The organism is Kitasatospora aureofaciens, from assembly GCF_001188955.3.
In the GTDB taxonomy this organism is placed as follows: Bacteria; Actinomycetota; Actinomycetes; order Streptomycetales; family Streptomycetaceae; genus Kitasatospora; species Kitasatospora aureofaciens.
The window spans coordinates 235,328-261,725 of sequence record NZ_JPRF03000001.1 but is presented as its reverse complement, the minus strand read 5'-3'; the positions used below and the strand labels follow the sequence as shown (position 1 = coordinate 261,725).

Here is a 26,398-nt window from a genome sequence, read left to right as displayed (position 1 = left end):
CCGACCCGGCTGGTGAACCGGCGGGAGACGATCATGACACTTCGGCATCCGGCTCGGAAGCGTGACGACGGGCGCCGCGGCCGGTTCGAGCAGACGGCCGAACTGGCGTCGAACCTGACCAGTTCCCCCCTCTTCGCCGCGTTCTGTCTGGCACTGGTCGCCGCGTTCGTCGCCGTACACGTGGCCGGTGAGTCCCTGGCGGTGCAACTGCTGGTCGGAGACGCGATGGCAGCGGTGACCCTGCTCCTGCTGGCCCTGCTGAAGAACTCGGAACGCCGGGCCGAGCACGCCGTCCAGCGCAAGCTCGACGCGATCGCCTCCGCGTTGCTGGAGCAGCAGGAGGGCGAGCCGGGCGAGGCGCACCAGCGGCTGAAGGACGCGATCCGGCTGGAAGAACGACTCTGACCGGCGAACGGAGGCCGCGGTGGCTCGGCACGCCCAGCAACCGGTGCGGGCGGTGGCCACGTAGGCGTCCTCCCGCGGAGCCCTTCCCCGGCGTCCCCCGCAGGCCCCCCTGACCGCAGAGCGGTCAGGGGGGCCTCTTACGATCAGTGCGCGTTCTCCGACGGACCCGAAGCCCGACCGGCCGGGTGCCCGCTGCTCAACGTCCTGCACCACCCGACGCACGACACGACGACTCCGCCGACGGCGATGGGGTCGCCCACCGAGGAGGAACCTCCATGCAAGCCCGGAAGATCGGCGCGGCCGCCGCGACAGCGGTGGCGCTTCTGGCTGCCCGCGACCTCGTCCAGAAGAAGCACGCGCTGCTCCGGAACTTCCCGGTGCTCGGACACGCCCGCTACCTGCTGGAGACGATCGGGCCGGAACTGCGGCAGTACATCGTCACCTCCAACGAGGAGGAGCGCCCCTTCAGCCGCGACCAGCGCACCTGGATCTACGCATCGGCCAAGGAGGAGAACAACTACTTCGGGTTCGGCACCGAGGTCGACGTCGAGCACGTCCAGGGGCACGCCTACGTCAAGCAGCGCACCTTCGCCGGCGCCCTGCCCGACATCCACGACCCGCAGGCCCCGCTGCCCTCCGCCAAGGTCCTGGGCGGGCCGCGCGGGCGCGCCGAGGCGTTCCGGCCGGCGAGCGTGGTGAACATCTCCGCGATGAGCTTCGGCTCGCTCTCCGGCGCGGCCATCACGGCGCTCAACAAGGGCGCGGCGGAGGCCGGCGCCATGCACAACACCGGCGAGGGCGGCCTCTCCCCGCACCACCGCCAGGGCGGCGACCTCGTCCTCCAACTCGGCACCGCGTACTTCGGCTGCCGCAACGAGGACGGCAGCTTCAACCTCGACAAGCTCAAGGAGGTCGTCGCCGGCGCGCCGGTCAGGGCGATCGAGATCAAGCTCTCCCAGGGCGCCAAGCCCGGGCTCGGCGGAATGCTGCCGGGGGCGAAGGTCACCCCGGAGATCGCCGCCATCCGCGGCATCCCGGTCGGCCAGGACTGCGCCTCCCCGTCGCGGCACACCGCCTTCGGCGACGTCGACTCGATGCTCGACTTCGTCGAACTGCTCGCCACCGAGACCGGTCTGCCGGTCGGCGTCAAGAGCGCGGTCGGCGACATGGGATTCTGGCAGGAACTGGCCGCGCTGATGGAACGCCGCGACCGGGGCGTCGACTTCGTGACGATCGACGGCGGCGAGGGCGGCACCGGCGCGGCGCCCCGGATGTTCGCCGACTCGGTGTCACTTCCCTTCCGGATGGGCTTCTCCCGGGTCTACGGCACCTTCGCCGAGCGCGGGCTGACCGACGACCTGACCTTCATCGGGTCCGGCAAGCTCGGCCTGCCCGAGAACGCCGCGGTCGCCTTCGCCCTGGGCGTCGACATGATCAACGTGGCCCGCGAGGCCATGCTGTCGATCGGCTGCATCCAGGCCCAGAAGTGCCACACGGACAAGTGCCCCACCGGCATCGCCACCCAGAACCCCTGGCTGGCCCGCGGCCTCGACCCGGCCTCCAAGTCCACCCGCGCCGCCGTCTACCTCCGCACCCTCCGCAAGGAACTCCTCAAGGTCTCCTCCGCCGTCGGCGTCGCCCACCCGGGCCTCATCACCGCCAACGACATCGAGATCATGAACGGCGACTACGAGGCCCGCACCCTCGCCGGCGTCTACGGCTACAAGGAGGGCTGGGGCGAACTCGGCCCCCGGCTCGCCAAGGAGATCACCGCCCTCCTCACCCCCGGCCCGGCCGCCTGAGCCCAGGTGGAACCCCTCGGGGACCGGCGCGCCGCCGGCCCCGGGGGGACGGAATCCCACGTCAGTCGCGCCGCGAGCCGCCTGCCGTGCGGAGGAATACGGGCACAGGCGGTCCCCGACCACGGCGGACGGTACCGACGGAACACGCGGAGCGGACGGGGCGAACGTCGCCCGAGGCGGCTCTGGTCGCGTCGTGTGATCGTTCCGCGCAGATCGGGCGGGTTGTGCGAGCACCTGTCGAAACCGGTGCTCAGGGCCGGAGCGGGCGGCAGAACTGCCCCTAGACTGACCGCCGCCCCACGGAGGGGGCGACCGGGACATCGGGGGGAGACACGTGAGCGGCGGCGACAACGGCGGGGTCGGGGTGGGGTTCAGCGCGCACCCGGAAAAGCTCGGGGACGCGGGTGATCAGCTGATAGCCGCGAGCACGGACGTGGGCTCGGTGAAGGACGCACTGGGCAAGCTCGGCATGTCCGGTGAGGACACGTTCGGCGAGTACGGCGCGAGCGACGCGGCCAAGGCGTTCTGGCAGGCCTGGCAGGACGAACTGGGCGTGAACGTGGACGCCCTGAACGACCTCGGCGGCAAGGTGCACACCACCGCGGCCAACTACACCAACACTGACCACGGCGTTGGCCAGCAGTACCAGCACCAGGGGGCGTGACGGTGCCCGACCACGGCATGGACCCGCTCAACCCGCTCGGTGTCGACCAGCGCTCCCAGCGGGAGAAGGTCGAGGGGCTGAAGAAGACCATCGACGAGTCCCACGGCATGTGGGGCGCCGGCGACCTCAAGTACGCGGTGCACGACGCCCTCCAGCTGCCCGCGCCCAAGGGCGACCCGGGCAAGCTCGGCGAGCTCGCCGCCGCGTACAACACCGCCGTCTCCCAACTGGACACGGTCCAGATGAAGGTGGCGCGAGTGGGTGCCCAGCACCTGCCCGACGCCTGGACCGGGCAGGTCGGGGAGAAGGCCGCCGAGGTGGTCAAGGCGTCCGCCGACGACCTCGGGCGCTGCCACGAGATCCTGGGCAAGGGCCGGGACCAGCTCAAGGCGCTGGCCTCCGCGCTCAGCGAGGCGCAGTCCCTGCACGGGCAGGGCCACGCGCCGCTGAGCGAGGCGCTGAAGCTGCTGCACGACATCACCTTCAGCGACGGGCCGGACCTGGTCCACTGGGACGACGACAAGATGCACAGCGCCCACGCCAAGGCGAAGGAGGGCATCAAGTCGGTCTACGACGCCGCGGTGAAGGCCGAGGAGGCCGGCCGGGCCGCCGCCCGGGAGCTGCACGCGCTGGCGGACAAGGCGCTGGCCGCCCGCTTCAAGAACAAGGGCCTGGGCGCCGCCGACAAGCTGGTCGTCGCGGACGCGGAGGTCGCCGGCAGCGACCAGTTCGGCACCATCCTCACGGCCAACGACGTGACCCGGGCCGGCCAGTTCATGGACAAGATGAGCGACGCCGACCGGGCCCGCTTCGACCAGCTGCTGGCCGGCAGCAAGTCCCCCGAGGAGCGCGCCTACCTGATGAAGGCGCTGGCCGCCGGGCACAGTTACGACGAGGTCAAGGCCTTCGACGACCAGATCCACGGGCACGGCGACGACCCGGCCTGGCTGGCCCAGCGCCTCTCACCGGTGCAGATCGACTCCGCCTCCACCAACCAGTCGGACACCGCCTACCAGGGCGTGGCGTGGAACCAGGGCGACAAGCCGACCTGCGTGGCCGCCTCGACCGTCACCGCCCGGGCGATGGTCGACCCGCTCTACTCGCTGCAGCTCACCACCGGCGGGCACCCCGGTGACCCGAAGTACGACAACGGCCAGGCGGCGTACGACCGTTGGCTCAAGGAAGCCGACCGCGTCTACGACACCAAGAACTGGTGGAACGAGTGGCAGGACGGGATGAGCGACGGCGAGTCCAAGGACGCCGCCAACGACGAGATCGGCAAGCACACCGGGGCGGGTTACCACACCGTCGACCTGGAGGGCCCGGAGCAGCGCCGGGACGTGCTGGCCCAGGTCGAGTCGGCGGTGGACCAGGGCAAGCCGGTGCCGATCGGGGTCAAGGAGGACACCTGGTTCCGTCCGGACGGCCACCAGATGATGATCATCGGACACCGCGGCGACCAGCTGGAGATCTACAATCCCTGGGGCTACACCGTCTGGGTGAGCGAGAACGACTTCGTCAACAACCACATGGAGGGCGCGGCGCAGGGCGGCAACATGCCGATCGCCGACCACGTCCAGATGCCCCAGTGAGGCTCTAGGTGAGCAAGTGAGCACTTCCCCCCGACCGACTCCGCAGTCGATGAGCGACGCCCGCCTGGCCGAGCTGGACGTCGAGGTCCTGCTGCGCTTCGGCCTGCCCGCCGCTGGGCCGCACCGCTCGACGCTGTTCGGCGACGGCGCGGTGGCCGCCGCGATCACCGTCGACCGGCTCGGCGTCATGCCGCGCGCCGTGGTCTTCCTCGGCGAGGTGGTCCGCTCCGGCGGCACCCGCTTCGCGGCCGGCCTGCCCGAGCCGCTGCCCGGCCCGGCTGCGGCGGTGGCGCGCGGCTGGCTGGAGGCGGCCGCGACGGTCGTCGGGGACGCCACCGGGGACCTCCTGGTCGCCCGCTGGCTCGACGCGGTCGCCGCCGTGCTGGCACTGCGGGTCGCCCACCGGGAGGCGAGCGCGTGAACTGGCGTCGGATCCTGGTCGGAGCGTTCGCGCTGCTGGCCGTCGCGGGCGTGGTGGGGGCGGTGGTGGTCCACCGGATGACCACCGGCAAGCTCGACCACGGCGCGGTGTTCACCGCAGACTCCGGTGAACTGGCCGTGAAACCGGGCGAGTTGTTCTCCGTCGAGGTCAGCGCCCACCGGGTGACCGGCCAGGTCTGGAGCGTGGCCGAGCCGGTTCCCGACCCGACGGCCGTCCAGACCGTGGGCGACGAGTACGTCAAGAACTTCGGCCTCAAGGACCTGGTCGGCGCCACCGGTTCGGCCGGCTCCGGCGGCCGCTACTACTTCGTCTTCCGGGCCGGCCCCAACCCCGGCCGGGCGACCATCACCCTGCGCAACCCCAACCACACCGGCGGCGCGGGCGGCTCTGACCAGGGCGAGCGGCACTACACCGTCGAGGTGCGCTGAACATCGGGGCCGCCACGGAGTGAAGCCGACTGCCGCCGCCTCCGCCGCGTACGGCCGGACGCAGCGCCCCCGCAGAGCGACGGGGCGGCACCGGCCGCGGTGCGGCGGGTGTCCTCAGTCCAGGCCGCGGGCCCGGCGCAGGCGGGCCGAGAGGGTGTCGGGGTCGATGAGCGGGTCCGGGTAGTCGGGGGCGAGCGGCCAGGGGCGGTGGACGGCGCGCCCGGGCAGGTGGGCGAGTTCCGGCAGCCAGCGGCGCACGTAGTTCCCGTCGGGGTCGTAGCGCTCGGCCTGGCGCAGCGGGTTGAGGACCCGGTTGGGGCGGGTGTCGGTGCCGGTGCCGGCGACCCATTGCCAGTTGAGCTGGTTGTTCGCGATGTCGCCGTCGACCAGCAGGGTGAGGAAGTGGGCGGCGCCGATCCGCCAGTCCAGGTAGAGGGACTTGGCGAGGAAGCTCGCCGTCAGCAGGCGGGCGCGGTTGTGCATCCAGCCCTCGTGGGCGAGCTGGCGCATCCCGGCGTCGACGATCGGGTAGCCGGTGCGGCCCTGCCGCCAGGCCTCGGCCTCGCGCTCGTCGTGGTGCCAGGGGTCGTTCCTGGTGCGGTAGTCGCGGTGGGCGGCGTCGGGGCGGGCGGCGAGGACCTGGTGGTGGAAGTCGCGCCAGGCCAGCTGCCGGACGAAGGCCTCCGCCCCGGCGCCGCCGTGCCGGAGGGCGCGGGCCACCAGCTCGGTGGGTGACAGGCAGCCGAAGTGCAGGTAGGGGGAGAGCCGGGAGGTCGAGTCGCCGGCCAGGTCGTCGTGCCCCTCGGCGTACCCGTCGAGGTCCCAGCGCCGCCAGCGCTCCCGGGCCGCGCTCTCCCCACCGCGGGGCAGGGCCGGGGAGAGCGGGCCCGTGGCCACGAGGCTCTCGCTGCCGATGCCGTCCGGCGTGCGGATCACCCGGGGCGCGCCCAGCACCGTGCGGTGGGGCGCCTGTTGCCAGACCCGGTGGTACGGCGTGAAGACCGCGTAGTGGTCGCGGCCCGCCGGGGCGATCCGCCCGGCGGGGACCACCGTCACGGAGGCGTCGTGGACGTGCAGCCGTCCGCCGAACAGGGCGAGCAGCGCCGCCTCGCGCCGACGGGCGAAGGCGCTGACGCCGGCCGCGACGTGCACGGTGGCGGCGCCGGTCTCGGCGGCGACCCGGGCCGTCTGCTCGGCGGTCGCGCCGCGGCGCACGATCAGGCGCGAGCCGGCGCCGCGCAGCCCGGCGTCCAGGTCGACGAGGCAGTCGGCCAGGAAGGCCATCCGGTTCGGGGCCGCGAAGCCGGCCGCCTCCACGGAGGGGTCGAGGACGAACAGCGGCACCACCTGGTCGGCGGCGTCGCGGGCGGCGTGCAGCACGGGGTTGTCGTGCAGGCGCAGGTCCTGGGTGAACAGGGCGATCGAGACGGTCATGGATGGGCCCTCGGAGCGGATGCGGTCGGGGTGTTCAGGGTGCTGCGGGGCACGGCGGCCGCTCGGGCGCGTTCCGTGATGTTGCGCGCCATCGCACCGAACACCAGGGAGTGGAACGGCGCCACCGACCACCAGTAGGCGTGGCCGGCCAGTCCGTGCGGGTGGAACAGCGCGCGCTGGCGGTAGCACGTCCCGCCGGCGCCGTCGGGGGCGACCCTCAGTTCCAGCCAGGCCAGGCCCGGCAGGCGCATCTCGGCCCGCAGCCGCAGCAGCCGCCCGGGCTCGATCTCCTCCACCCGCCAGAAGTCGAGGGCGTCGCCGACCCGGAGGTGGTCCCGGTCGCGTCGGCCGCGGCGCAGCCCGACGCCGCCGGCCAGCCGGTCGAGAGTGCCGCGCAGCGCCCAGGCGAACGGCAGGGAGTACCAGCCGTTCTCACCGCCGACGCCCTCGACGACCCGCCACACGGCGGCCGGGTCCGCCGCCACCCGCCGTTCCCGTAGGTCCTGGTAGAGGCTGCCGCCCGCCCAGTCCGGGTCGGTGGGCAGCGGGTCGCTGGGGGCGCCGGGGAGTGAGGCGGAGGACCAGCGGGTGGTGACCCTGGCTTCGCGGATGCGGCGCAGGGCGAGTTCGACGGCGCGGTCGAAGCCGGTCAGTCCCTGCGGCGGGTCCGGGATCCAGTGGGCGATGTCGTGCTCGCCGCAGACCACCTCGTGCCGCAGCGATTCCACCAGCGGGCGGGCGAGCGGACCGGGCACCGGGGTGACCAGGGCGACCCAGTAGCTGGACAGCGCCGGGGTCAGGACGGGCACCGGCACGATCAGCCGCCGGGGCAGGTCGGCCACCTTCGCGTAGCGCTGCATCATCAGCCGATAGGTCAGCACGTCCGGTCCGCCGATGTCGAAGGCCCGGTCGACCTCCGGCGGCAGCGAGGCGGCGGCGACCAGGTAGCGGAGCACGTCACGGACGGCGATCGGCTGGATCCGGGTGTTGACCCAGCGCGGGGTGACCATGGCGGGCAGGCGTTCGGTCAGGTAGCGGAGCATCTCGAAGGAGGCGGAGCCGGAGCCGATGATGACGGCGGCCCGCAGTTCGGCGGTCGGTACGCCGGCGGAGCGCAGGACCCGGCCGACCTCGGCGCGCGAGCGCAGGTGCGGCGAGAGCTCGGCCTCGGGCACCCCGGTGGGCAGCAGCCCGCTGAGGTAGACGATCCGGCGGACCCCGGCCCGGGCTGCCGCGCGGGCGAAGGCCCGGGCGGCGCGGCGGTCGGTGTCCTCGAAGTCCGGCCCGGTGCCGAGGGAGTGCACCAGGTAGTAGGCGACGTCGACGCCGTCGAAGGCGCCGTCCAGGGTCTCGGGCCGGGTGACGTCGCCGGTGGCGGCCGTCACCCGGCCGCGCCACGGCTGGTCGCGCAGCCGGCGCTGGTCCCGCACCAGGCAGCGCACCCGGTGCCCGGCGGAGAGCAGTTCGGGGACCAGCCGTCCTCCGATGTAGCCGGTGGCGCCGGTGACCAGGCAGAGTTTTCCGGTCCGGGTTCGCTCGTCCACGGTGTTCCGCTCCTTCCGGGGGTCGGGTGCCGAGGGCCTGCCCTGCGGCGGATCAGCGCAGCAGCCCCTCCAGCAGGTGGAGCGCGGTGGTGAGGTCCCGGGGGCGCAGGGTGCCGGGCGGGCGGCGGGAGCCGGCCCAGCCCGGTCCGGCGACCAGCACCACCGGTCGGGTGCGCGCGCCCTGCGGGCCCCAGGCGGTGCTGACGACCCGCTCGACCAGCGCCCGGTCGGCGGTCCTGGTGGCCTGCGACCAGAGCAGCACCGCGGGCGGGCCCGTCCGGCGGACGGCTTCGAGCAGGGCGTCGGGCGGCAGAGCCGCGCCGAACATCCGGAACGGGAGCCCGCGCTCGGTCAGGGCGGCGGCGAGCGCCTCCAGCGCCAGGCTGTGCAGTTCCGTCGGCATGCCGGCGAGCAACGCGGCCGGGCCGGTCTGCGGCCGCACCTGCTCGGCGGCCCGGCGCAGGGCGGCCGAGACGTGCCAGGACAGCAGGTGCTCCACCTCGACGTAGCGTTCGCCCTCGGTGGCCCACTTGCGCCCGACCGCCCGCAGCGCGGGGGTCATCACCTCCGTCCAGGCGGTGACCGGGCCGAGTTCGTCGACGTTTCGGCGCAGGATGAGGGCCATCTCGGGGGCGTCGAGCCGTACGGCGGCACGGGCCAGACCCCGGCACTCGGGCCGTACGGTGCCCACGCGCAGGGTGTTGCCGCCGGAGGCCGTTCCGGTCCGAACCGTCGGGAGGGTGGATCCGGCGCCCGCCAGGGCGACGCGCGCGGCTTCGGCGGGCGTGACTCCCCGCGCCATGAGCCGGCACATCTCCTCCAGGACGGCCACGTCGGCCGGCTCCCACCGCCGGTGCCGCCCGGGGTCGCGGTGGGCGGGGCCGATGCCGTAACGGCGCTCCCAGGACCGGATGGTGGTGGGCGAGACGCCGAGCCGCCGGCCGAGGGCTCCGGTGGTCAGTCCGGCCGGGGCGGGAGCGGGCGGGGCGGTCACGCCGGTGAGCCTACGACGGGTCGCCGGGGCGCGGTCGGCCGACGCGCGCGCGGCGGGAAGCGGTCCGCCGGGGGCGAGGGGCCTGGGGGCCGGCCGTTGGACGGGCGACCGCTCGGTGATTGCCTGCACGGTCCGACTCTCACGCAGCGGCGGGCGGTGTCGCGAGTCGCATCGTTTGCGCATCGTTCTTGCAGCGTTGTCGCGTCTTCGCCGCACCGAACGCGGGGCAGGTCAGCGCCGGGCGCGGCGGAGGGTGAGCAGGACGGCGGCAGTGGCGGCGCCGTAGGCGAGGTGCGGGACGATGTCGGCGGCCCAGTCGGCGGGCTCCCATTCCCTGGGGTCGCTGATGCCGAGCGCGGCCATCGGGGCGTCGGAGGCGGCCAGTGCCGCCGCCGCGGCGCCGAGGGCGACGATGCAGGCGCCGGCCCTGCCGGCGGGGGCCTTGACCGCGGCGGTCAGGACGCCGATGCCCAGGCCCACGGCCAGTCCGGTGCCCAGTCCGAGCAGCGGGCCCAGGCCCGCGATCCGGTTGTCGCGTTCGTCGTGGTCGCCCGGAACGGACACTCCCGCCCGGTCGGCCAGGGTCTCGACAGCCTCCTGCGGGGCCTCGCTGGCGGCCCTGCCGCGGACGGCCATGTCGAGGTAGGTGACGGCGTTGAGCGCGGTGGTGCCGACCGCTCCGGCGGCGAGGCCCTCCAGCGCGCGGGTGCGCACGGTCATGATGTCTCCTTCCCGCCCGGCCGTCCGGTGCGGACCGCTCCTGCGCGACGGTCGGTCGGCCGCCGCCCCGGCGTCTTACCGGATCGGGGCCGTCCATGCGCCGGTTTCCGTACGGGTGGCTTCCGCAGAACGGGCGGCTTCACACCCGGGCGGGGCGGCTGGTTTCGCTCAGCTGACTGCCCGGGGCCGGGTTTTTCGTCCCGGTCGCTGCGGGCGGGCGCCGCGGCCCCCCAGGCTGGAGCAACACTGCGTCCCCGTTGCCGTGTCCCAGAGCGCTGTTCTCCACCGGAAGGGACCGCATGACCTCGCACCCGAATCCACCCGCCCCGGCATCCGGCCCGTGTTCCCTGATGTGCACGCGAGTTGAGCGGCTCGCCGCCGAGGTAGAACTCCAACTCCTCGATGGTATATGGGAGTTCACAGCGCAGGACGTGGTGCTTGCCGGACGCGCCGCCGAGGGCATCGCGGATTCGGTCGGCGCCGCGCCCGCCCAGGAGCGGCTGCCGGTCCTCGACCGCCTGGAGCACCTCCGCGAGGTCCTGGCCGTCCTCGCCATCGGCATCGCCCGCACCCACGGACAGTTGGCGTGGTTGCTCGCGCGGGCGAGCACCGTCCTCGCGCCCGTCCTGCACTGGCGGTCCCTGCCCGCGGACCCGCGGCGGTCCTTCGGCACCACCGTGCCGACCCCCGGCGAACTGGCCGACGCCGAAGAGGCCTCGCGTCGGCTGCGCGCTCTCCTGGTCCATCTCGGGGCGGTCGCCGCCGGCCCACCGGCGGACGGGCCCCGCGGGGTGCCGGGCGCGGAAGCGGACACCGCCGCCTGATCCGCCGGGACGGAGCGTTCCAGGGCCGGTTCAGGAGCTCCTGGCGGACCAGGTTCGCGGTGGAACTCGGTGAGACTGCGCGCCGCGTCGCCCCCACCCTCTTCGGCGCCACCGTGCGTCGTCGTGTTCATTCTCGTCCTCCTCCACCCGGTCACGGACGGTGGCCCACGGCACCGACGCCTCGAGGCCCGCGCCTACCCGCCCCCGGCCTGCTCCAACGGCGCGCCGACCGGCTTGGGCTCCGCAGAACCGGGCAGACGCGCATCGATCACCGACCCGAGGACGAGGAGGTCCACCATGGCCGATCCGGCGAAGCCCGGAAGCACGCGGGAAGCGGAACCCGGCGTGATCAGCACCGATGTCCCCGCCCGCCTCGACCGGCTGCCCTGGTCACGCTGGCACTGGCGGATCGTCATCGGACTGGGCACCGTCTGGATCCTGGACGGCCTGGAGGTGACGATCGTCGGCAACATGGCGGGGCGCCTCGCCCAGCACGGCAGCGGCATCAGCATCAGCACCGCCCAGGTGACCACCGTCGCCGCAGCCGTCTACGTGGCGGGTGCGTGCAGCGGTGCGCTGTTCTTCGGCTGGCTGACCGACCGGCTCGGCCGCAAGAAGCTCTTCATGCTCACCCTCGCCGTGTACCTGGCCGCCACCGCCGTCACCTCGCTGTCCTGGACGGCCTGGTTCTTCTTCCTCTGCCGCTTCTTCACCGGATTCGGCATCGGCGGCGAGTACGCGGCGATCAACTCCGCCATCGACGAGCTGATCCCGGCCCGGGTGCGCGGCCGGATCGACCTGGTCATCAACGGCAGCTTCTGGGTCGGCGCCGCCTTCGGCGCCTTCGCGTCGATCGCCCTGCTCAACACCTCGCTCTTCGCCACCGCCGTGGGCTGGCGGCTCGCCTTCGGCATCGGTGTCGTCCTCGGCCTGGTCATCCTGCTGGTGCGCCGGCACGTCCCGGAGAGTCCCCGCTGGCTGTTCACCCACGGGCGGGCCGACGAGGCCGAGCAGATCGTGGCGGAGGCGGAGCGGACGGTGGAGCGGCAGACCGGGGCACCCCTGCCGCCCGTCGAGGAGGCGCCCATCCGGATCCGCGCGCGCGAACCGCTGGGGTTCGTCGCCATCGCCCGTACCGTGGTGTCCCGCTATCCGCGCCGCACCGCGCTGGGCTTCGCGCTGTTCGTCGGCCAGGCGTTCCTCTACAACGCGGTGACCTTCGGCTACGCCACCATCCTGACCACCTACTTCGCCGTGCCCGAGGGCCACACCGGCTACTACTTCGCGGTGATCGCGGTCGGCAACTTCCTCGGCCCGCTGCTGCTCGGCCACCTCTTCGACTCGCTCGGCCGCAAACCGATGATCGCCGGCACCTACATCGGCTCCGGCGTCCTGCTCTTCGCCACCGCCGCCCTCTTCCAGCACGGCTCGCTCTCCGCCGCCACCCTGACCGGCTGCTGGACGGCCGTGCTGTTCCTGGCCTCGGCGGGCGCCAGTTCGGCCTACCTGACGGTCAGCGAGATCTTCCCGCTGGAGACCCGCGCCCTGTGCATCGCCTTCTTCTACGCCGTCGGCACGGCGGTCGGCGGCATCAGCGGCCCGCTCCTGTTCAACGGCCTGGTCAGCAGCGGCAAGGTCTCCGACACCACCCTCGCCTTCTGCATCGGCGCCGGCCTCATGACCGTCGCCGGCCTGGTCGAGGCCGCCATCGGCGTCAAGGCCGAGCGGCGCAGCCTGGAGTCGCTGGCTGCGCCGCTGAGCGCGGTCCGGACGGAGGCCTGAGCGATGACCGGTTTCGACGCGTTCACGGGGATGCTGGACTATCCGGTGTACGTCGTGACCGCGGCCGCACCGGAGCCCGCCGGTTGCCTGGTGGGGTTCGCCGGGCAGTGCTCGATCGATCCGGCGCGGTTCACGGTCTGGCTGTCGAAGGCGAACCACACCCACGCCGTCGCGCTGCGCGCGCCCGCGCTCGGGGTCCATCTGCTGCCGCCCGACCACCGGCTGGCCGAGTTGTTCGGCGGCCGGACCGGCGACGAGTGCGACAAGTTCGCCGCCACGGCCTGGCGGCGAGGACCGGAGGGCGTGCCGGTCCTCGCCGCGGCGCCGGCCTGGTTCGTCGGCGGGGTGCTGGACCGGGTGGACTGGGGCGATCACACCGGCTTCCTGCTGGAGCCGCGCCACGTCCACGCCCCGGGGTCGGCCACGCCCGTACTGTCGTTCCGCGACGTGGCGGACATCGACGCCGGGCACCCGGCATGACCCGGCTGCCACGGCGCCGCTTCCCCGACGGGCCGGGCTGGTGCCCGGCCCGTCGGCGTCAGCCCCGGCTCTCCGCCTGGAACATCCAACTGTGCTTCTCCAGCGCGGCCGTGAGTCCGATCAGCAGGTCCTGGGTGACCGGGTCCGCCGATTCGGTCGCGTCGATCCGGTCCCGCATCCGCTCGATCACGGCCCCGAACGCCTTCACCAGGTGGTCGACCACCGCCGTGTCGGCCGTCCAGCCCTCGGGGAACTCGGGCAGGCAGCTGGAGGCGGCGACCGTGGCGGCCCGGCCGTCCGGACTGACTCCGATCGCGGCGGCGCGCTCGGCCACCTCGTCGGCGAAGTTGCGCGCGGTGGCGACCACTTCGTCGAGCTGCAGGTGGACGGAGCGGAACCGGGGTCCGTAGAGGTTCCAGTGCGCCTGCTTGGCCACCAGGGAGAGGTCCAGCAGGTCGACCAAGGCGCCCTGCAGCGCTTCCCCGGTCGTCCTGCGGTCGTTGTCCGGCAGAGGGCTGCTGATGACGATGCCCATCGCTGTGTTCCTTCCGGGTCGAGGAGCCGTCGTCCGGCATCCGTTGAGTGATGGCTGGCTACCCGCCGCCCGGCGGTTGGGCCTCGCCGGTAGCCGTGCCCGCACGGAGGCAGGCCGACGGAACCCCGAGGCGTCCGGGTCGAACACGAACGACCGGCCGGGCGGCGTACGGTTCGACGGCTTCCCCCTCTTCGGTCGCGGAAACCACCCGCCCCGCCGGCGGGCCGTTCGATCCCCCGGTGCGGCGCTCACGACGGGGGAACGCGCCCGACCCGAGCGGGAATGCGCCCGACACGGCGGGGTAGACGGACGCGGGCGGCGGTCCCGGCCCGGCTTGCCCCCTCTCCCCGGGACCGCCGCGCCGTGCCGCGCGTGCAACGGCTACGGCAACCGGACGAACCCAGGAAAGGAACGCGAACCTTGATCATGCACTCGCTCCCCACCACGGCGGCCGCCGGCCCCTCGGCGGCGGGCGTCCTGGTGCCCGCACTGGTCATCGCCGTGCTGCTCATCGGCGCCTTCGCCTGGGGCAGCCACCGCCTGCTGCGCCGTCGGCCGCCGAGGCCCGCCGAGGGCGCCGCCGCCGAGCGCGCCGACTCCTGGCGCACCCCCGACGGCGAGGGCCCCCGGGCGAACGAGGAGCCGCCCACCGGCCCCGGCCGTCCCGGCCGCTGAGCCGGAGGGGCCCCGGCTCCCCCGCGCCGCCCGGTGTTCGTGCGATCGAACGAAGACCGGTTCCGGGGGTGGACGACGCGCTCCGCGGGGCAGACGCCGGTCATGGTGAAGATCGGATACACGATGATGACCGAGCAGCGGGCCCCCCGGGACCTGGTCTGCGACGTGGTGCGCGCCGAACGGGCGGGCTTCGACTTCTCGGTGGTCTCCGACCACTACTTCCCGTGGCTGGACGAGCAGGGACACGCTCCGTACGCGTGGGCGGTGCTGGGGGCGGCCGCGCAGGCCACCTCCCGCATCCCGCTGATGACGTACGTGACGTGCCCGACCTTCCGCTACCACCCCGCGGTGGTGGCACAGAAGGCGGCGACGCTCCAGCTGCTGTCCGAGGGGCGCTTCCGGCTGGGACTCGGCAGCGGTGAGAACCTCAACGAGCACGTGGTGGGCCGGGGCTGGCCGGCGGCGTCGGTGCGGCTGGAGATGTTCGCCGAGGCCGTGGAGATCATCCGCGCGCTGTTCGAGGGCGGCTACGTGACCCGGCACGGAAAGCACTTCGACGTGGTCGGCGCCCGACTGTGGGACCTCCCGGACCAGCCGCCACCGATCGGGATGGCGGTGTCGGGCCCGGTCTCGTGCGCCCTGGCGGGGCGTCTCGCCGACCTGGCGATCGCCGTCGAGCCCGACCCGGGGCTGGTCTCGGGCTTCGCGGAGCACGGCGGCGCCGGCAAGCCCGCGGTGGGCCAGCTGCCGGTGTGCTGGGACCGCGACCGGGACGCGGCCGTGCGCCGCGCCCACGAGCAGTTCCGCTGGTTCGGCGGCGGTTGGAAGGTCAACGCCGAACTGCCGGGCACCGCGGGGTTCGCGGCGGCGAGCCGGTTCGTACGCCCCGAGGACGTCGCCGAGGCGATCCCGTGCGGCGACCGGGTCGAGGACTTCGTCGAGGCCGTACGGCCCTTCGTCGACGCCGGGTTCGGCGAGGTCGCCCTCGTGCAGGTGGGTGGGGACAGCCAGCCCGCCTTCCTGGACTGGGCCGAGGAGACCCTGCTGCCGGCGCTGCGCAAGGCCTTCTGACGGAACGCCAGGACGATCCCGACAAAGATCGTCGACCGGTACATGTCTCCACGCTTCCGGGGCACAAGGCGGGCACATCACCACGTCGAGGAGGTTCGATCCATGATCCCGCTCCTGCTTGTCCTTCTGCTCGCCCTGATCCTGTTCGGCGCCGGGTTCGCGCTGAAGGTGCTCTGGTGGGCAGCCGTCATCGTGCTCGTCGTATGGCTGCTCGGCTTCGTCGCACGTGGCACGACGTCCGCAGGCGGACGCGGCCGCTGGTACCGCTGGTAACCACTCCGACAACCCGCCGGCCCGGCCGGCACACGACAACGCGGTGGGGCCGCCCGGTTCGGGCGGCCCCACCGCGTTCTGTGCCGTCCAACTGTGGGAGGGTTCGGCATGATGGGCGTGCAAGACGAATTCCGCCGAGCCGCCTGGGGATCGAGGCCCCGGGCGTGTCCATCCGACGCCCTCGCCGCGGTCAGGCGTGGAAGGGGCCCTCGTCGACGAACACCCGGAGCAGCCGGGCGAAGGCCCGCGCGTCCGCCGCCGGCCAGGAGGCGAGCGAGTCCTCGATGCGGGCCGCCAGCCGCTCCCGGGTGGTCCGCACCACGCCCTGCCCGGCATCGGTCAGGACGAGCAGCGTCGCGCGCCGATCGCCGGGGTCGGCCTCGCGCCGCAGCAGGCCGGCCTCCTCCAGCCGGTCGGCGCGGCGGGTCACGGTGGTGCGGTCGAGCCCCACCTCACGCCCGAGGTCGGCGGCACTGCACGGACCGGTCCGCGCCAGGCCGCTGAGCACCGGGTAGGTGAGCTCGTCGACCGCCTCGCCCAGGCCCTCGGTCAGCTGGGCGTGGAGGCCGGCACGGGTGCTGCGTCGCAGCAGCAGCCCCAGGGCCTCGGCGATCTCATGTCCCGTCGGATTCGTCACCCCACCACTTTAGCGTGCGTCGGACACGCTTTTCCGGTACCGTTCTGTGCGTGCCCCAAGCACGCGTGCGCCGCACCGCCGTCGACGTCCCGTGACGAGAGCCGGTCGGCACCGGAGCGCTGAGCACCTCGGTTCGCGCTACCGGCCCGCCGCCTGGCGGCGCAGGAGCTTCTTGTCGGGCTTTCCCGCGTCGGTGAGCGGCAGTTCCGCGAGGAAGGCGATGTGGGCGGGCTCGTGCAGCGGGCCGCGGCGGGTGCGGACCAGGGTGCGCAGCTCCTCCGGGTCGGGGCGGGTGCCGGGGACGGGGACGACGACGGCGTGGACGCGTTCGACCTGGTTGGCGTCGGGGGCGCCGAAGACCGCGCTCTGGTGCACCGAGGGATGGGAGTTGAGCAGGTCCTCGACCTCGGAGGTGTAGACGTGCCCGGCGCCGGTGTTGATCAGGTCCTTCAGCCGGTCGACGATGTAGAGGTAGCCCTCGTCGTCCAGGTATCCGACGTCGCCGCTGTGCAGCCAGCCGTCCTCGAGGGTGGCTGCGGTCAGTTCCGGCTGCTTCCAGTAGCCCTGCATCAGGCTGTCCGAGGCGATGCACACCTCGCCGGGCCGGCCGGCGGGCAGGTCGCGGCCCTGCTCGTCGCGGATCGCGACCCGGTAGCCGGAGGCGATCCGGCCGACCGAGCGCAGCAGGTGCGGGCGGGCCGGATCGTGGTCGCCGGTGTCGAGGACGCTGACGATACCCGCCTCGTGCTGTCCGTAGAGCTGGACGAGGACCGGGCCGAAGCGGCGGAGCGCGTCGGTGAGACGGGCCGGTGAGGCCTGGCAGCCGCCGTAGGTGAGGCGGCGCAGGCTGGTGGTGTCGGTGTGCCCGGATCGCGGGTGGTCCAGCAGCTGGTAGAGCAGCGGGGGCATCAGGAACACGTCGGTGATGCGTTCCTGTTCGATGGCGGCCAGGACGGCGGCCGGGTCGAACCCGTCGAGGAGCACCGCGCTGCCGCCGGCCCGCAGCACCTTGTCGGTCATCTGGCCGGCGGCGTGGGCGATGGTGGTGCACACCAGCAGGCGCGGCGGGCCTGCCGGGTCGGCGGTGGGCAGGTCGGGGCCGAAACGGCGGACCTGGCCGTAGCTGATGCAGATGCCCTTGGAGTGACCGGTGGTGCCGCCGGAGTGGCGGATGGTGCGGACGTCGCCGGGCCGGGCCCGGCTGGTGAACGGGTCGGCGCTCTGGGCGGCGGCGAGGGTCAGCAGGTCGGTGGCCTCCGCGGTGGAGCCACCGGGCGCGGGGCCGAGGACGAGGACGGCCTCGATGTCCGTACGCGCGGCGATCTCGGCGGCGCGGGCGGCGTGTTCGGGGTCGACGATCAGGGTGTGCGTCTCGACGTCCCGGACCATGGCGGCCTGGGTGTCGGCCGGCAGCCTGGTGTAGAGCTGGTTGGTCCGGCAGCCGACCAGGTTGGCGGCGTAGCGCGCGGCGACGGCCTCGGGCCGGTTGCCGGTGAGCAGCGTGACCGTGTGGTGGCGGTCGACGCCGCGGGCGCGCAGGGCGCGGGCCAGTCGGTGGACGAGGTCCCGCAGTTCCCCGGCGGTGGTGGTGCATCCCCGGTGGACCAGGGCGGGACGGTCGGGATCGGCACCCAACTCGTCGAGGATGTCGACGACTTCGGTCCGGAAGGGCGAGGTGGGTGGCATGGGCGGTTCCTTGCGCCTCGGTTCGGTGGTGTGCTGGGCGGCGGGAAGTCAGCGCCGGGCCGCCAGGAGTCGCGCGTCTCCGGCCTGGTGGTCCCCGGCCTGGTGACCCTCGGCCAGCAGGGCGTGCGCCAGCACGCTGTAGAGCGTGTCGTTGGGTCCGTCGGCGATCCGCAGCCCACGGATGTCCCGCAGGCGCTTCTCCATCGGGGTGTGCTTGGTGTAGCCCTCGCTGCCGTGCAGTTGGAGGGCGAGGTCGACGGCGCGGTAGGCGGTGTCGGTGGCCAGGGCCTTGGCCGCGGAGCAGGCGGCGACGTCGGTCTCGCCCTGGTCGATGCGCTCCAGCAGCGCGAAGCACCAGGCGGTGGCGGCCTCGACCTCGGCGGCGGCGGTGCCCAGGCGGGCTGCGACGGACGGGATCGCGGCCAGCGGCATCCGGGCGACGGTGCGGGCGCGGGTACGGGCCGCGGACTCCTGGATCGCCGCGGCGGCCGCACCGAGGCAGACCAGCGACATCATCAGACGCCAGGCGGAGAAGTGCGTGTCGAAGATCCGACGGCCGTCGCCGGGTTCACCGAGCAGGAAGTCCTTGTCCAGGCGGGTGTCGACGAAGTGCAGGTGGCCGAAGCTCCAGCCGCGCATCCCCATCGGGTCGGTGGTCTCGGTGAGCACGCCGGCGGCGTCGGCCGGCACCCACACCGCGGACAGCGGCACGTCGCGCAGATCGGTGCGGCCGGCGTCGGCGCGGTCGACCAGCTTGCAGAAGACGACGAAGCCGTAGGCCTCCTCGACCCGGCTGATCAAACCCTTGGACCCGGAGAGGGTGAAGTGGTCACCGTGGTCGACCAGGACGGTGCGAAAGCCCCGCAGGTCCGAGCCGGAGTGCGGCTCGCTGGACGCGATACCCGCCAACTCCCCCGCGCCGACGACCTTTTCGCGGGTGTGGCGGACGAGCGCGGGCGAGCCGTAGCGCAGCGGCATCGCGGCGTGTCCGGTGCTGAAGATCTCCCGGGCGTCGCAGTCGCGCTGCCCGGCGAGGAACATGGCCATCCCCTGGGCCACGCGGCCGCGCGGTTCACCGGGCTCACCCTGCTCGGCAGAGAACTCGGCGGGGAGCTCGCCCTGGGAGCCGTCGCCGAACTCGTCGGGGAAGGTGACGTCGATGCCGGTGAGCCCGGCGGCCGCGGCCCGGGCGCGCAGGGCGAGCCAGTCGGGGCGGGGGCCGCCCTCACAGACGGGTTCGGGCAGGTGGGTGTCCAGAAAGGCCGTCAACTTGGCCGCGAGGCCGGATAGTTCGGGGCGACGGTCCAGGAGCGGGCTGATGCCGGTGGCGGGCATGGGGTGGTCTTTCCGTGAAGGGGCGTCGGGGAGGTGCGAGCCGGGTCCGTCAGAGGCTGAGCGTGGCGGGCGGCTGGGTGCGCACGGCGTCGTTGAGCTTGGCCTTGTCGTGGCGCTCGCCCTTCTTCAGGTGCTTGATGACCAGCAGGCAGGGCAGTCCGAAGGTGCCGCCGGCGAACTCGCGTGGGCGGCTGGCGGGGACGGCGACCGTCCACGGCGGCACCTCGCCGCGACTGAGCTCCTCGCCGGTGGCGGCGTCGATCACCGGGATCGTGTCGGTCAGCAGGGCTCCGGCGCCCAGCAGCGCGCCCTCACCGACCCGGGCGCCGCTGTAGACCATCGAGCGGGCGCCGATGAAGGCGTCGTCCTCGATCACCACCGGCCTGGCCATGGGGGGTTCGATCATGCCGCCGAGTCCGACTCCCCCGGACAGGTGGACGTTGCGACCGATCTGGGCGCAGGAGCCGATGCCCACCCAGGAGTCCACCAGGGTGCCCTCGCCGACGTACGAGCCGATGCCGATGTGGCTCGGCATCACCACGGCGCCGGGCTCCTGGTAGCTGCCCCGCCGGATGACCGCGCCCGGTGACACCTGGACGCCGTCGATCGCGCTCTTCAGCGGGATCTTGTCGGCGCACCGGAAGGGGCCGAACTGCGACGGCTGCGGCGAGGCCTGCTTGTAGAGCAGCAGGATCGCGTTCTTCAGCCACTCGTGCACCACGACCTCACCGTCCAGCAGTTCGGCCACCCGCACGCGCCCGGTGTCCAGCAGGCCGATCGCCGCGTCGACGGCGGCCACCGCCTCGGCGGACTGCAGCGGAACCTCGTCCCGTCGCTTCCAGAGGTCCTCGAGCTCGCTCTGCAAACTCGTCACATCGACACCATTGCCCATGGCGCTCCCCGCTTTCCAGGTCTTCCGGGCTTTCCCGGTCTTCCGGGCTTCCGGGTCGGAGGGCGGTCCGCACGCGATGCCCCCAGGTGCGGTCTCCGACCGTGTCGCGTGACGCCGGCGCTCCCCCTGGGCGTCCACGCGACAACGGCGCGCCGGGTTACCTGTCGGTAACGGCGCGCCGAAGGCAGCCTTCCACACCTGGGATTCGTAGATCAAATCGCAGCTAGGGCATTGATATTAGGGTTGAAAAGTAAATTTTTGGCACCATTAAAGGGGCGCTTGGAGTTCCAGAGACAGCGCGGCACGGTGCGAGACCGGCCGATGCCCCGGAGTCGTCAGCCCTGCGGCCGGTCACTCGCCCCGGAGGCGCCGGGTGTCGAACTCGGCCCAGATGGTCTTGCCCTGGGCGTGGGGCTGGGCGCCCCAGCGGTCCGCTATCCGCTGCACGATGAACAGGCCGTGGCCGCCGGGCAGCGCGGGGTGGTGCGGCTGCCGGGGCGCGGGCAGTTCCGAGCTGCGGTCGCTGACCTCGATCCGCAGGCGGGCCGGGGTGATGTCCAGGACCAGTTCCAGCGGACCGTCGCCGTGCAGCATGGCGTTGCCGACGAGTTCTGCGACCACCAGGACGACGTCCTCGGCGATCCCTTCGGCGGCACCGGGACCCAGGCCCGACGGACACCAGTCGCCGAGCGCACTGATGGTGTGGGCCCTGGCGCGGGCGACCGGCTTGGTCAGCCCGACCAGGGGCAACCGTCTGCGCTGACCCCCGACGGGCAGCACCAGCTCGCCCGGGCGTGGATCGCCGTCCAGGGTCCCCCGGCTCATCGACATCTAAGGGCACCCTTCCGTATCGACGACTGTCGCAGCTCGGTTTCCCGGCAGCTCCGGGATTATGCCTCCCGCCCGGCCCCGCCCGGAAGCCGGGCGCACCCGGGCGACGCCGGGCGACGCCCGGGCGGTCGGGCGGTCAGACGCTCAGGGCTTCCTCGACCGTCTCGTGGATCGTGAAAACCGTCCTGGCGCCGGTCAGTTCCAGCACCCGCAGCACCGTCGGCGCCACCGCCGCGAGCCGCAGGTGCAGCCCCTCCTTCTCGGCCGCGATGCGCGTCCTGAGCAGCAGGTTCAGCCCGGAGGAGTCGCAGAAGGCGACCTCCCGCAGGTCGACGACCAGTGCGGACGGGCGCTGTGCGACGAGCCCGGTGAGCGTCTCGGCGGCGGAGGCCAGCGTCTCTATGTCGAGGTCGCCCGCGAGCGCGCACACCACCGCCCCGGTCTCCGTGGCACGACTGCGCACTTCGAGGCCGGGCCGGGGTAGGGCGGTCACCAGGGTGGCCTCGCCCCGGCCGTTGTCGGATGGCATCATCATCGTCCCTCCATGTCCGTGCCTTCCGACCTTACGTAGACGGGACCGCTGCGCCAAACACGGCCCCCCGGCGCCGGTCAGTCGCTGTCCAGCCCTTCGCGCAGCTTCCGCAGCGTGCGGCTCAGCAGCCGGGAGACGTGCATCTGGGAGAGCCCGAGGCGGGCGCCGATCTGGGACTGCGTCATGTCCTCGCAGAAGCGCATGGAGAGGATCAGCCGCTCCCGCTCCGGCAGCGCGGCCACCAGCGGCTTGAGCGCCACCAGATCCTCGACCCGGGACAGGCGCTGGTCCTCCTCCCCGAGGCGGTCGGCCAGCGGGCCGGGGCCGTCCTCGTCCTCCGCGCCGCCGAGGTCCAGCGAGCCCGCGGTGTGCCCGTTGGCCGCGGTCAGCCCCTCGACGACCTCCTCGACGGGCAGCGAGAGGTGTTCGGCGAGTTCGGCCGGAGTGGGGGCGCGGTCGAGGTCGTGCGCGAGCTTCTCCTGCGCCCTGGCGAGGACGATGCGCAGTTCCTGGAGCCGGCGGGGCACGTGCACGGCCCAGGTGGTGTCGCGGAAGTGGCGCCGCAGTTCACCGAGGACGGTCGGCATGGCGAAGGTGGTGAACTCCACGCCGAGGTCCGGGTCGAAGCGGTCGATGGCCTTGACCAGGCCGACCGCACCGACCTGGAGGAGGTCCTCCTTCGGTTCGCGGTGCGAGTTGAAGCGGCGGATCGCGAACCTCACGAGTGAGAGGTTCATCTCCACCAGGGTGTTGCGGACGTACGAGTACTCCCTCGTGCCCTCCTCCAGCGTGCTGAGGCGGCGCAGCAGGACGCGGGTGAGTTCCCGTGCGTCGGCCGGGGCCATTTCCCGCAGGTCCGCGCCCTGGGGCAGATCGACTTCGGGCAGACCGACTTCAGGCAGACCGACTTCAGGCAGACCGACTTCGGGCAGACCGACTTCGGGCAGATCTGCCCGGGCCGGAGCGGCCTGGAGCGGCTCCCGTGTCCTCCCGCCCGGGGCGGTCGTGGGGGCGAGCATTTCACCGGTGGGCGTGGGCATCCGAGTCCTTTCCCTGACGGTACGACGGGTGCCCTGCTACCCCGGTGCGGCAGATCGATGCACCCGCAAACCGTGAAGATTTCGCGAAGTCCTCTCCGCACCGTACCCCGCCACCCGGAGCCTCTCCACGCTGGTGGCAGCCGTTTCCGGGTGGTGCGGACGCTGAGGTAGCCTCCGTGACGACACCCACCGCACCCGACCGACGACCGGACCCACCCGGCCGGGACCGGTGATGCCCACGACCGAAGGCGGGCCCCGGCCCCGCCTTCTACGGAGGCGACGTTCGATGGCTGGCCCGACCACGTCCAACGGCTCGCAGCACCGCCCGGCGATCGGGCCGGACGCAGCACTGGGCAACGAACCCGAACTACGGCAACTGCTGGCCGGTCTCACGGCCGTCCGGGACGGCGACTTCAGCACCAAACTGCCCGACGACGCACACGGGTTGCTGGGCGAGATCGCCTCGGTGTTCAACGGCATGGTCGACCAGCTGTCGCACTTCACCTCCGAGGTGACGCGCGTTGCACGGGAGGTCGGCACCGAGGGCCGGCTCGGCGGCCAGGCGCAGGTCCCCGGGGTCTCCGGCACCTGGGCGGACCTCACCGACTCGGTCAACGCGATGGCCGGCAACCTGACCTGGCAGGTGCGCGGAATCGCCCAGGTCACCACGGCGGTGGCGCGCGGCGACCTCACCCAGAAGATCGAGGTCGACGCCCGGGGCGAGATCCTGGAGCTCAAGAACACCGTCAACACGATGGTCGACCAGCTGTCCTCGTTCGCCGGGGAGGTGACCCGGGTGGCCCGCGAGGTCGGCACCGAGGGCATCCTCGGCGGCCAGGCACGCGTCGTCGGCGTCTCGGGGACCTGGCGCGACCTCACCGACTCGGTCAACTCGATGGCCGGCAACCTCACCGGCCAGGTCCGCGCGATCGCCCAGGTGGCCACCGCGGTCGCCGAGGGCGACCTGTCGCAGAAGATCACCGTCACCGCCCGGGGCGAGATCCTGGAACTGAAGGAGACCATCAACACGATGGTCGACCAGCTGTCCTCGTTCGCCGACGAGGTGACCCGGGTCGCCCGCGAGGTCGGCACCGAGGGCCGGCTCGGCGGCCAGGCCAAGGTCGAGGGCGTCTCCGGCACCTGGAAGCGGCTGACCGAGAACGTCAACGAGCTGGCCGGCAACCTGACCCGGCAGGTCCGGGCGATCGCCGAGGTCACCAGCGCCGTCGCGGCCGGCGACCTGACACGCTCGATCACCGTGGACGCCTCCGGCGAGGTCGCCGACCTCAAGGACAACGTCAACTTCATGGTGGAGTCGCTGCGCGAGACGACCCGCGCCAACGAGGAACAGGACTGGCTGAAGACCAACCTCGCCCGCTTCTCCGCACTGATGCAGGGCCGGCGCGACCTCGGAGTGGTCGCGGAGTCCGTCATGGACGAACTCGCCCCGCTGGTCGAAGCGCAGTGCGGCGCCTTCTACCTCGCCGAGGACAGCCCGGAAGGGACGGTGCTCCAACTCGTCGGCTCCTACGCGTTCCCCGACGGCGAGCGCCCCACCCGCTTCCGCCTGGGCGAGTCCTTCGTCGGCCAGGCCGCGCGCAGTCGCCGGACCATCGCCGTCGACGCCCTGCCGGCCGGCTACCTCCCCGCCTCCTCCGGTCTCGGCCGCACCGACTCGCTGTCGCTGCTGGTGCTGCCGATCGTCGTCGAGGACCAGGTCCTCGGCGTCATCGAACTGGCCTCCGTCCAGCCCTTCACCCAGGTCCACCGGGACTTCCTCAACCAGCTGATGGAGACCATCGGCGTCAACGTCAACACCATCATCGCCAACGCCCGCACCGACGAGCTGCTCGGCGAGTCCCAGCGGCTGGCCGCCGAACTCCAGGCCCGCTCCGAGGAGCTCCAGGCCCGGCAGGAGGAACTCCAGTTCTCCAACGCCGAGTTGGAGGACAAGGCGGAACTGCTCGCCGCGCAGAACCGCGACATCGAGACCAAGAACCTGGAGATCGAGCAGGCCCGCCAGGAACTGGAGGAGCGCGCCCACCAGCTGTCGCTGGCCTCGAAGTACAAGTCGGAGTTCCTGGCCAACATGAGCCACGAACTGCGCACGCCGCTCAACAGCCTGCTCATCCTGGCCCAGTTGCTCGCCCAGAACCCCACCAGGAACCTGACCGCCAAGCAGGTCGAGTACGCCGGCATCATCCACTCCGCCGGCTCCGACCTGCTCCAGCTCATCAACGACATCCTCGACCTGTCCAAGGTCGAGGCCGGCAAGATGGACCTGAACGTCGACGCGGTGCCGCTGCACGCCCTGCTCGACTACGTCGAAGCCACCTTCCGCCCGCTGACCGGACAGAAGAACCTCGCCTTCGCCGTACGGACGGCACCCGGGGTCCCCGGCGAACTCCTCACCGACGACTACCGCTTGCGCCAGGTGCTGCGCAACCTGCTGTCCAACGCCGTCAAGTTCACCGAGCACGGCAGGGTCGAGCTGCGCATCGAGCCCGCCACCGACGCGGAACTGCCCGACGGCGTACGGCGCGGCGGCCCGGTGCTCGCCTTCCGCGTGACCGACACCGGCATCGGGATCGCGCCCCAGCACCTGGAGACCGTCTTCGGCGCCTTCCAGCAGGCCGACGGCACCACCAGCCGCAAGTACGGCGGCACCGGCCTCGGGCTGTCCATCAGCCGTGAGATCGCCTTCCTGCTCGGCGGCGCCATCACGGTCGAGAGCACCCTCGGCCGGGGCACCGTCTTCACCCTCTACCTCCCCGTCGAGCACTCCGTGGTCGCCGGGAGCGAACTGCCGCCCGCGGCCGGGGCGCCGGCCGGCGCCGCCGCCGGGCCCGCCCCGGAGCAGCCCGTCGATCCCGCCGACCACCCCACCACCGAACGCCCCCGGCGGCTCCTCGTCGTCGAGGGCCGGCCCAACGGCCTGCTGACCCTCGTCGCGGAGAACGCCGTCGCCGACCTCGCCCGCTACTCCGCCGGGCACCGGCAGGTCGAGATCGTCACCGCCGTCGGCGCCCAGGATGCCGCCACCGCACTCGCCACCGCGCCGTGCCACTGCGTCGTCCTGGAACTCGACCTGCCGGACGGCACGGCCGGCGCGCTCCTGGCCGACATGGAGGGCGACCCGGCCCTGCACACCGTCCCCGTGCTGGCGCACAACAACCGGGGCGTCACCGGCGAGCGAGCGGGCTCCGTCTCCCGGCCGGGCGAACGGCCGCTGGAACTGATCGCCAGCCTCGACGAGTTGCGCGGGCGGATCGCCCTGCACATGAGCGCCGACCGCCCCGGCGGGGCGCTCCCACCGGGGCGCGGGGCGGACCTGGTGCCGTCCTGGAGCCCCGACGCCGAACCGGCGCTCGCCGGCCGCACGGCCCTCGTGGTCGACGACGACGACCGCAACCTGTACGCGATCACCAGCATCCTGGAGCTCCACGGCATGCGGGTCCTCCAGGCCGAGAACGGGCGCGCCGCGCTGGAGTCGCTCACCGTCCACCCCGGCATCGATGTCATCCTGATGGATGTGATGATGCCCGAGATGGACGGGTACACGGCCACTGCGGCCATCCGCGCGATGCCCGAGCACGCGGGTCTGCCGATCATCGCCGTGACCGCCAAGGCGATGATCGGCGACCGGGAGAAGAGCCTGGCCGCGGGCGCGAGCGACTACATCACCAAGCCGGTCGACGCCGACGAGGTGATCAGCCGGATCACGCACCACCTCACGCGGTAACCGCGGACCGGAGCAGCAGTCGAGACCTCAGGAGCCAG

At 72.9% G+C, this 26,398-nt stretch carries 25 protein-coding genes; 13 read left to right on the top strand and 12 right to left on the bottom strand.

The window, feature by feature from the left end:
• Positions 1-33 precede the first annotated feature (33 nt).
• The 6 genes from HS99_RS01165 (at position 34) to HS99_RS01140 (ending at position 5,333) form a co-directional block, all read left to right on the top strand.
• Entirely contained in the window at positions 34-405 is a 372-nt protein-coding gene (locus HS99_RS01165) for a hypothetical protein (protein ID WP_030556005.1), read from the top strand.
• 275 nt (positions 406-680) lie between these two features.
• Positions 681-2,207 carry an FMN-binding glutamate synthase family protein gene (locus HS99_RS01160; RefSeq protein WP_030556003.1) on the top strand — a complete coding sequence of 509 codons (1,527 nt, stop codon included), beginning with the start codon at positions 681-683 and terminating at the stop codon, positions 2,205-2,207.
• 334 nt (positions 2,208-2,541) lie between these two features.
• Entirely contained in the window at positions 2,542-2,871 is a 330-nt protein-coding gene (locus tag HS99_RS01155; RefSeq protein WP_030556001.1) for a type VII secretion target, read from the top strand.
• Positions 2,868-4,463 (top strand): peptidoglycan-binding protein, encoded by a 1,596-nt coding sequence (locus tag HS99_RS01150; protein WP_141763631.1) that lies wholly within the window; start codon positions 2,868-2,870, stop codon positions 4,461-4,463. The genes HS99_RS01155 and HS99_RS01150 overlap by 4 nt, the downstream gene beginning before the upstream one ends.
• Positions 4,464-4,479: 16 nt before the next feature.
• Entirely contained in the window at positions 4,480-4,884 is a 405-nt protein-coding gene (locus tag HS99_RS01145) for a nucleoside phosphorylase-I family protein (protein ID WP_223886172.1), read from the top strand.
• Positions 4,881-5,333 (top strand): protease inhibitor I42 family protein, encoded by a 453-nt coding sequence (locus HS99_RS01140; protein WP_030288898.1) that lies wholly within the window; start codon positions 4,881-4,883, stop codon positions 5,331-5,333. Before HS99_RS01145 ends, HS99_RS01140 begins: the two co-directional genes overlap by 4 nt.
• A 114-nt stretch (positions 5,334-5,447) precedes the next feature.
• Here HS99_RS01140 and HS99_RS01135 read toward each other — a convergent pair whose 3' ends face one another.
• From HS99_RS01135 to HS99_RS01120, 4 genes are all read right to left on the bottom strand, one after another.
• Positions 5,448-6,767: a cryptochrome/photolyase family protein gene (locus tag HS99_RS01135; protein WP_030555996.1), complete on the bottom strand. Its 1,320-nt coding sequence runs from the start codon at positions 6,765-6,767 to the stop codon at positions 5,448-5,450.
• Positions 6,764-8,311, bottom strand: coding sequence for an SDR family oxidoreductase (locus HS99_RS01130; RefSeq protein WP_046386443.1), 1,548 nt, complete (start codon positions 8,309-8,311; stop codon positions 6,764-6,766). Before HS99_RS01130 ends, HS99_RS01135 begins: the two co-directional genes overlap by 4 nt.
• Positions 8,312-8,363: 52 nt before the next feature.
• Positions 8,364-9,305, bottom strand: coding sequence for a MerR family transcriptional regulator (locus tag HS99_RS01125; protein WP_030555992.1), 942 nt, complete (start codon positions 9,303-9,305; stop codon positions 8,364-8,366).
• 231 nt (positions 9,306-9,536) lie between these two features.
• Entirely contained in the window at positions 9,537-10,025 is a 489-nt protein-coding gene (locus HS99_RS01120; protein WP_030555990.1) for a hypothetical protein, read from the bottom strand.
• 350 nt (positions 10,026-10,375) lie between these two features.
• On the opposite strand from HS99_RS01120, the gene HS99_RS01115 reads away from it, so the two are divergent.
• From HS99_RS01115 to HS99_RS01105, 3 genes are all read left to right on the top strand, one after another.
• The gene (locus HS99_RS01115; RefSeq protein ID WP_046386444.1) at positions 10,376-10,849 is read left to right on the top strand and encodes a hypothetical protein; all 474 of its coding nucleotides are present in this window, start codon (positions 10,376-10,378) and stop codon (positions 10,847-10,849) included.
• Between the two features lie 297 nt (positions 10,850-11,146).
• The gene (locus HS99_RS01110) at positions 11,147-12,631 is read left to right on the top strand and encodes an MFS transporter (RefSeq protein ID WP_030288905.1); all 1,485 of its coding nucleotides are present in this window, start codon (positions 11,147-11,149) and stop codon (positions 12,629-12,631) included.
• Between the two features lie 3 nt (positions 12,632-12,634).
• Positions 12,635-13,111: a flavin reductase family protein gene (locus HS99_RS01105; protein WP_030288906.1), complete on the top strand. Its 477-nt coding sequence runs from the start codon at positions 12,635-12,637 to the stop codon at positions 13,109-13,111.
• A 58-nt stretch (positions 13,112-13,169) separates the two neighbouring features.
• On the opposite strand, the gene HS99_RS01100 is transcribed toward HS99_RS01105, so the two are convergent.
• Positions 13,170-13,646, bottom strand: coding sequence for a Dps family protein (locus HS99_RS01100; RefSeq protein WP_030288908.1), 477 nt, complete (start codon positions 13,644-13,646; stop codon positions 13,170-13,172).
• A gap of 420 nt (positions 13,647-14,066) precedes the next feature.
• Between HS99_RS01100 and HS99_RS01095 the strand changes: the two genes are divergently transcribed.
• From HS99_RS01095 to HS99_RS01085, 3 genes are all read left to right on the top strand, one after another.
• A complete protein-coding gene (locus HS99_RS01095) occupies positions 14,067-14,321 on the top strand; it encodes a DUF6479 family protein (RefSeq protein ID WP_046386445.1) in 255 nt (84 codons plus the stop codon).
• A 102-nt stretch (positions 14,322-14,423) separates the two neighbouring features.
• On the top strand, positions 14,424-15,392 hold the full coding sequence (locus tag HS99_RS01090) for an LLM class F420-dependent oxidoreductase (RefSeq protein ID WP_030288913.1): 969 nt from the start codon (positions 14,424-14,426) through the stop codon (positions 15,390-15,392).
• A gap of 102 nt (positions 15,393-15,494) precedes the next feature.
• Complete coding sequence (locus HS99_RS01085) at positions 15,495-15,665, top strand: hypothetical protein (protein ID WP_030288914.1); 171 nt, start codon at positions 15,495-15,497, stop codon at positions 15,663-15,665.
• Between the two features lie 190 nt (positions 15,666-15,855).
• Here HS99_RS01085 and HS99_RS01080 read toward each other — a convergent pair whose 3' ends face one another.
• From HS99_RS01080 to HS99_RS01050, 7 genes are all read right to left on the bottom strand, one after another.
• Positions 15,856-16,302, bottom strand: a complete 447-nt coding sequence (locus HS99_RS01080; RefSeq protein ID WP_030288915.1) for a MarR family winged helix-turn-helix transcriptional regulator — start codon at positions 16,300-16,302, stop codon at positions 15,856-15,858.
• Positions 16,303-16,440: 138 nt separating this feature from the next.
• On the bottom strand, positions 16,441-17,988 hold the full coding sequence (locus HS99_RS01075; protein WP_030555982.1) for an AMP-binding protein: 1,548 nt from the start codon (positions 17,986-17,988) through the stop codon (positions 16,441-16,443).
• A 48-nt stretch (positions 17,989-18,036) separates the two neighbouring features.
• On the bottom strand, positions 18,037-19,323 hold the full coding sequence (locus HS99_RS01070) for an acyl-CoA dehydrogenase family protein (protein WP_050367012.1): 1,287 nt from the start codon (positions 19,321-19,323) through the stop codon (positions 18,037-18,039).
• Between the two features lie 49 nt (positions 19,324-19,372).
• Positions 19,373-20,197, bottom strand: coding sequence for a 2,3,4,5-tetrahydropyridine-2,6-dicarboxylate N-succinyltransferase (locus tag HS99_RS01065; RefSeq protein WP_198549626.1), 825 nt, complete (start codon positions 20,195-20,197; stop codon positions 19,373-19,375).
• A gap of 369 nt (positions 20,198-20,566) precedes the next feature.
• On the bottom strand, positions 20,567-21,046 hold the full coding sequence (locus tag HS99_RS01060) for an ATP-binding protein (protein ID WP_030288919.1): 480 nt from the start codon (positions 21,044-21,046) through the stop codon (positions 20,567-20,569).
• Positions 21,047-21,182: 136 nt separating this feature from the next.
• Positions 21,183-21,581, bottom strand: a complete 399-nt coding sequence (locus HS99_RS01055) for an STAS domain-containing protein (RefSeq protein ID WP_050367011.1) — start codon at positions 21,579-21,581, stop codon at positions 21,183-21,185.
• A gap of 74 nt (positions 21,582-21,655) precedes the next feature.
• A complete protein-coding gene (locus HS99_RS01050) occupies positions 21,656-22,597 on the bottom strand; it encodes an RNA polymerase sigma factor SigF (protein WP_370863211.1) in 942 nt (313 codons plus the stop codon).
• A 307-nt stretch (positions 22,598-22,904) separates the two neighbouring features.
• On the opposite strand from HS99_RS01050, the gene HS99_RS01045 reads away from it, so the two are divergent.
• The gene (locus HS99_RS01045) at positions 22,905-26,360 is read left to right on the top strand and encodes a HAMP domain-containing hybrid sensor histidine kinase/response regulator (RefSeq protein ID WP_050367010.1); all 3,456 of its coding nucleotides are present in this window, start codon (positions 22,905-22,907) and stop codon (positions 26,358-26,360) included.
• Positions 26,361-26,398: the final 38 nt, after the last annotated feature.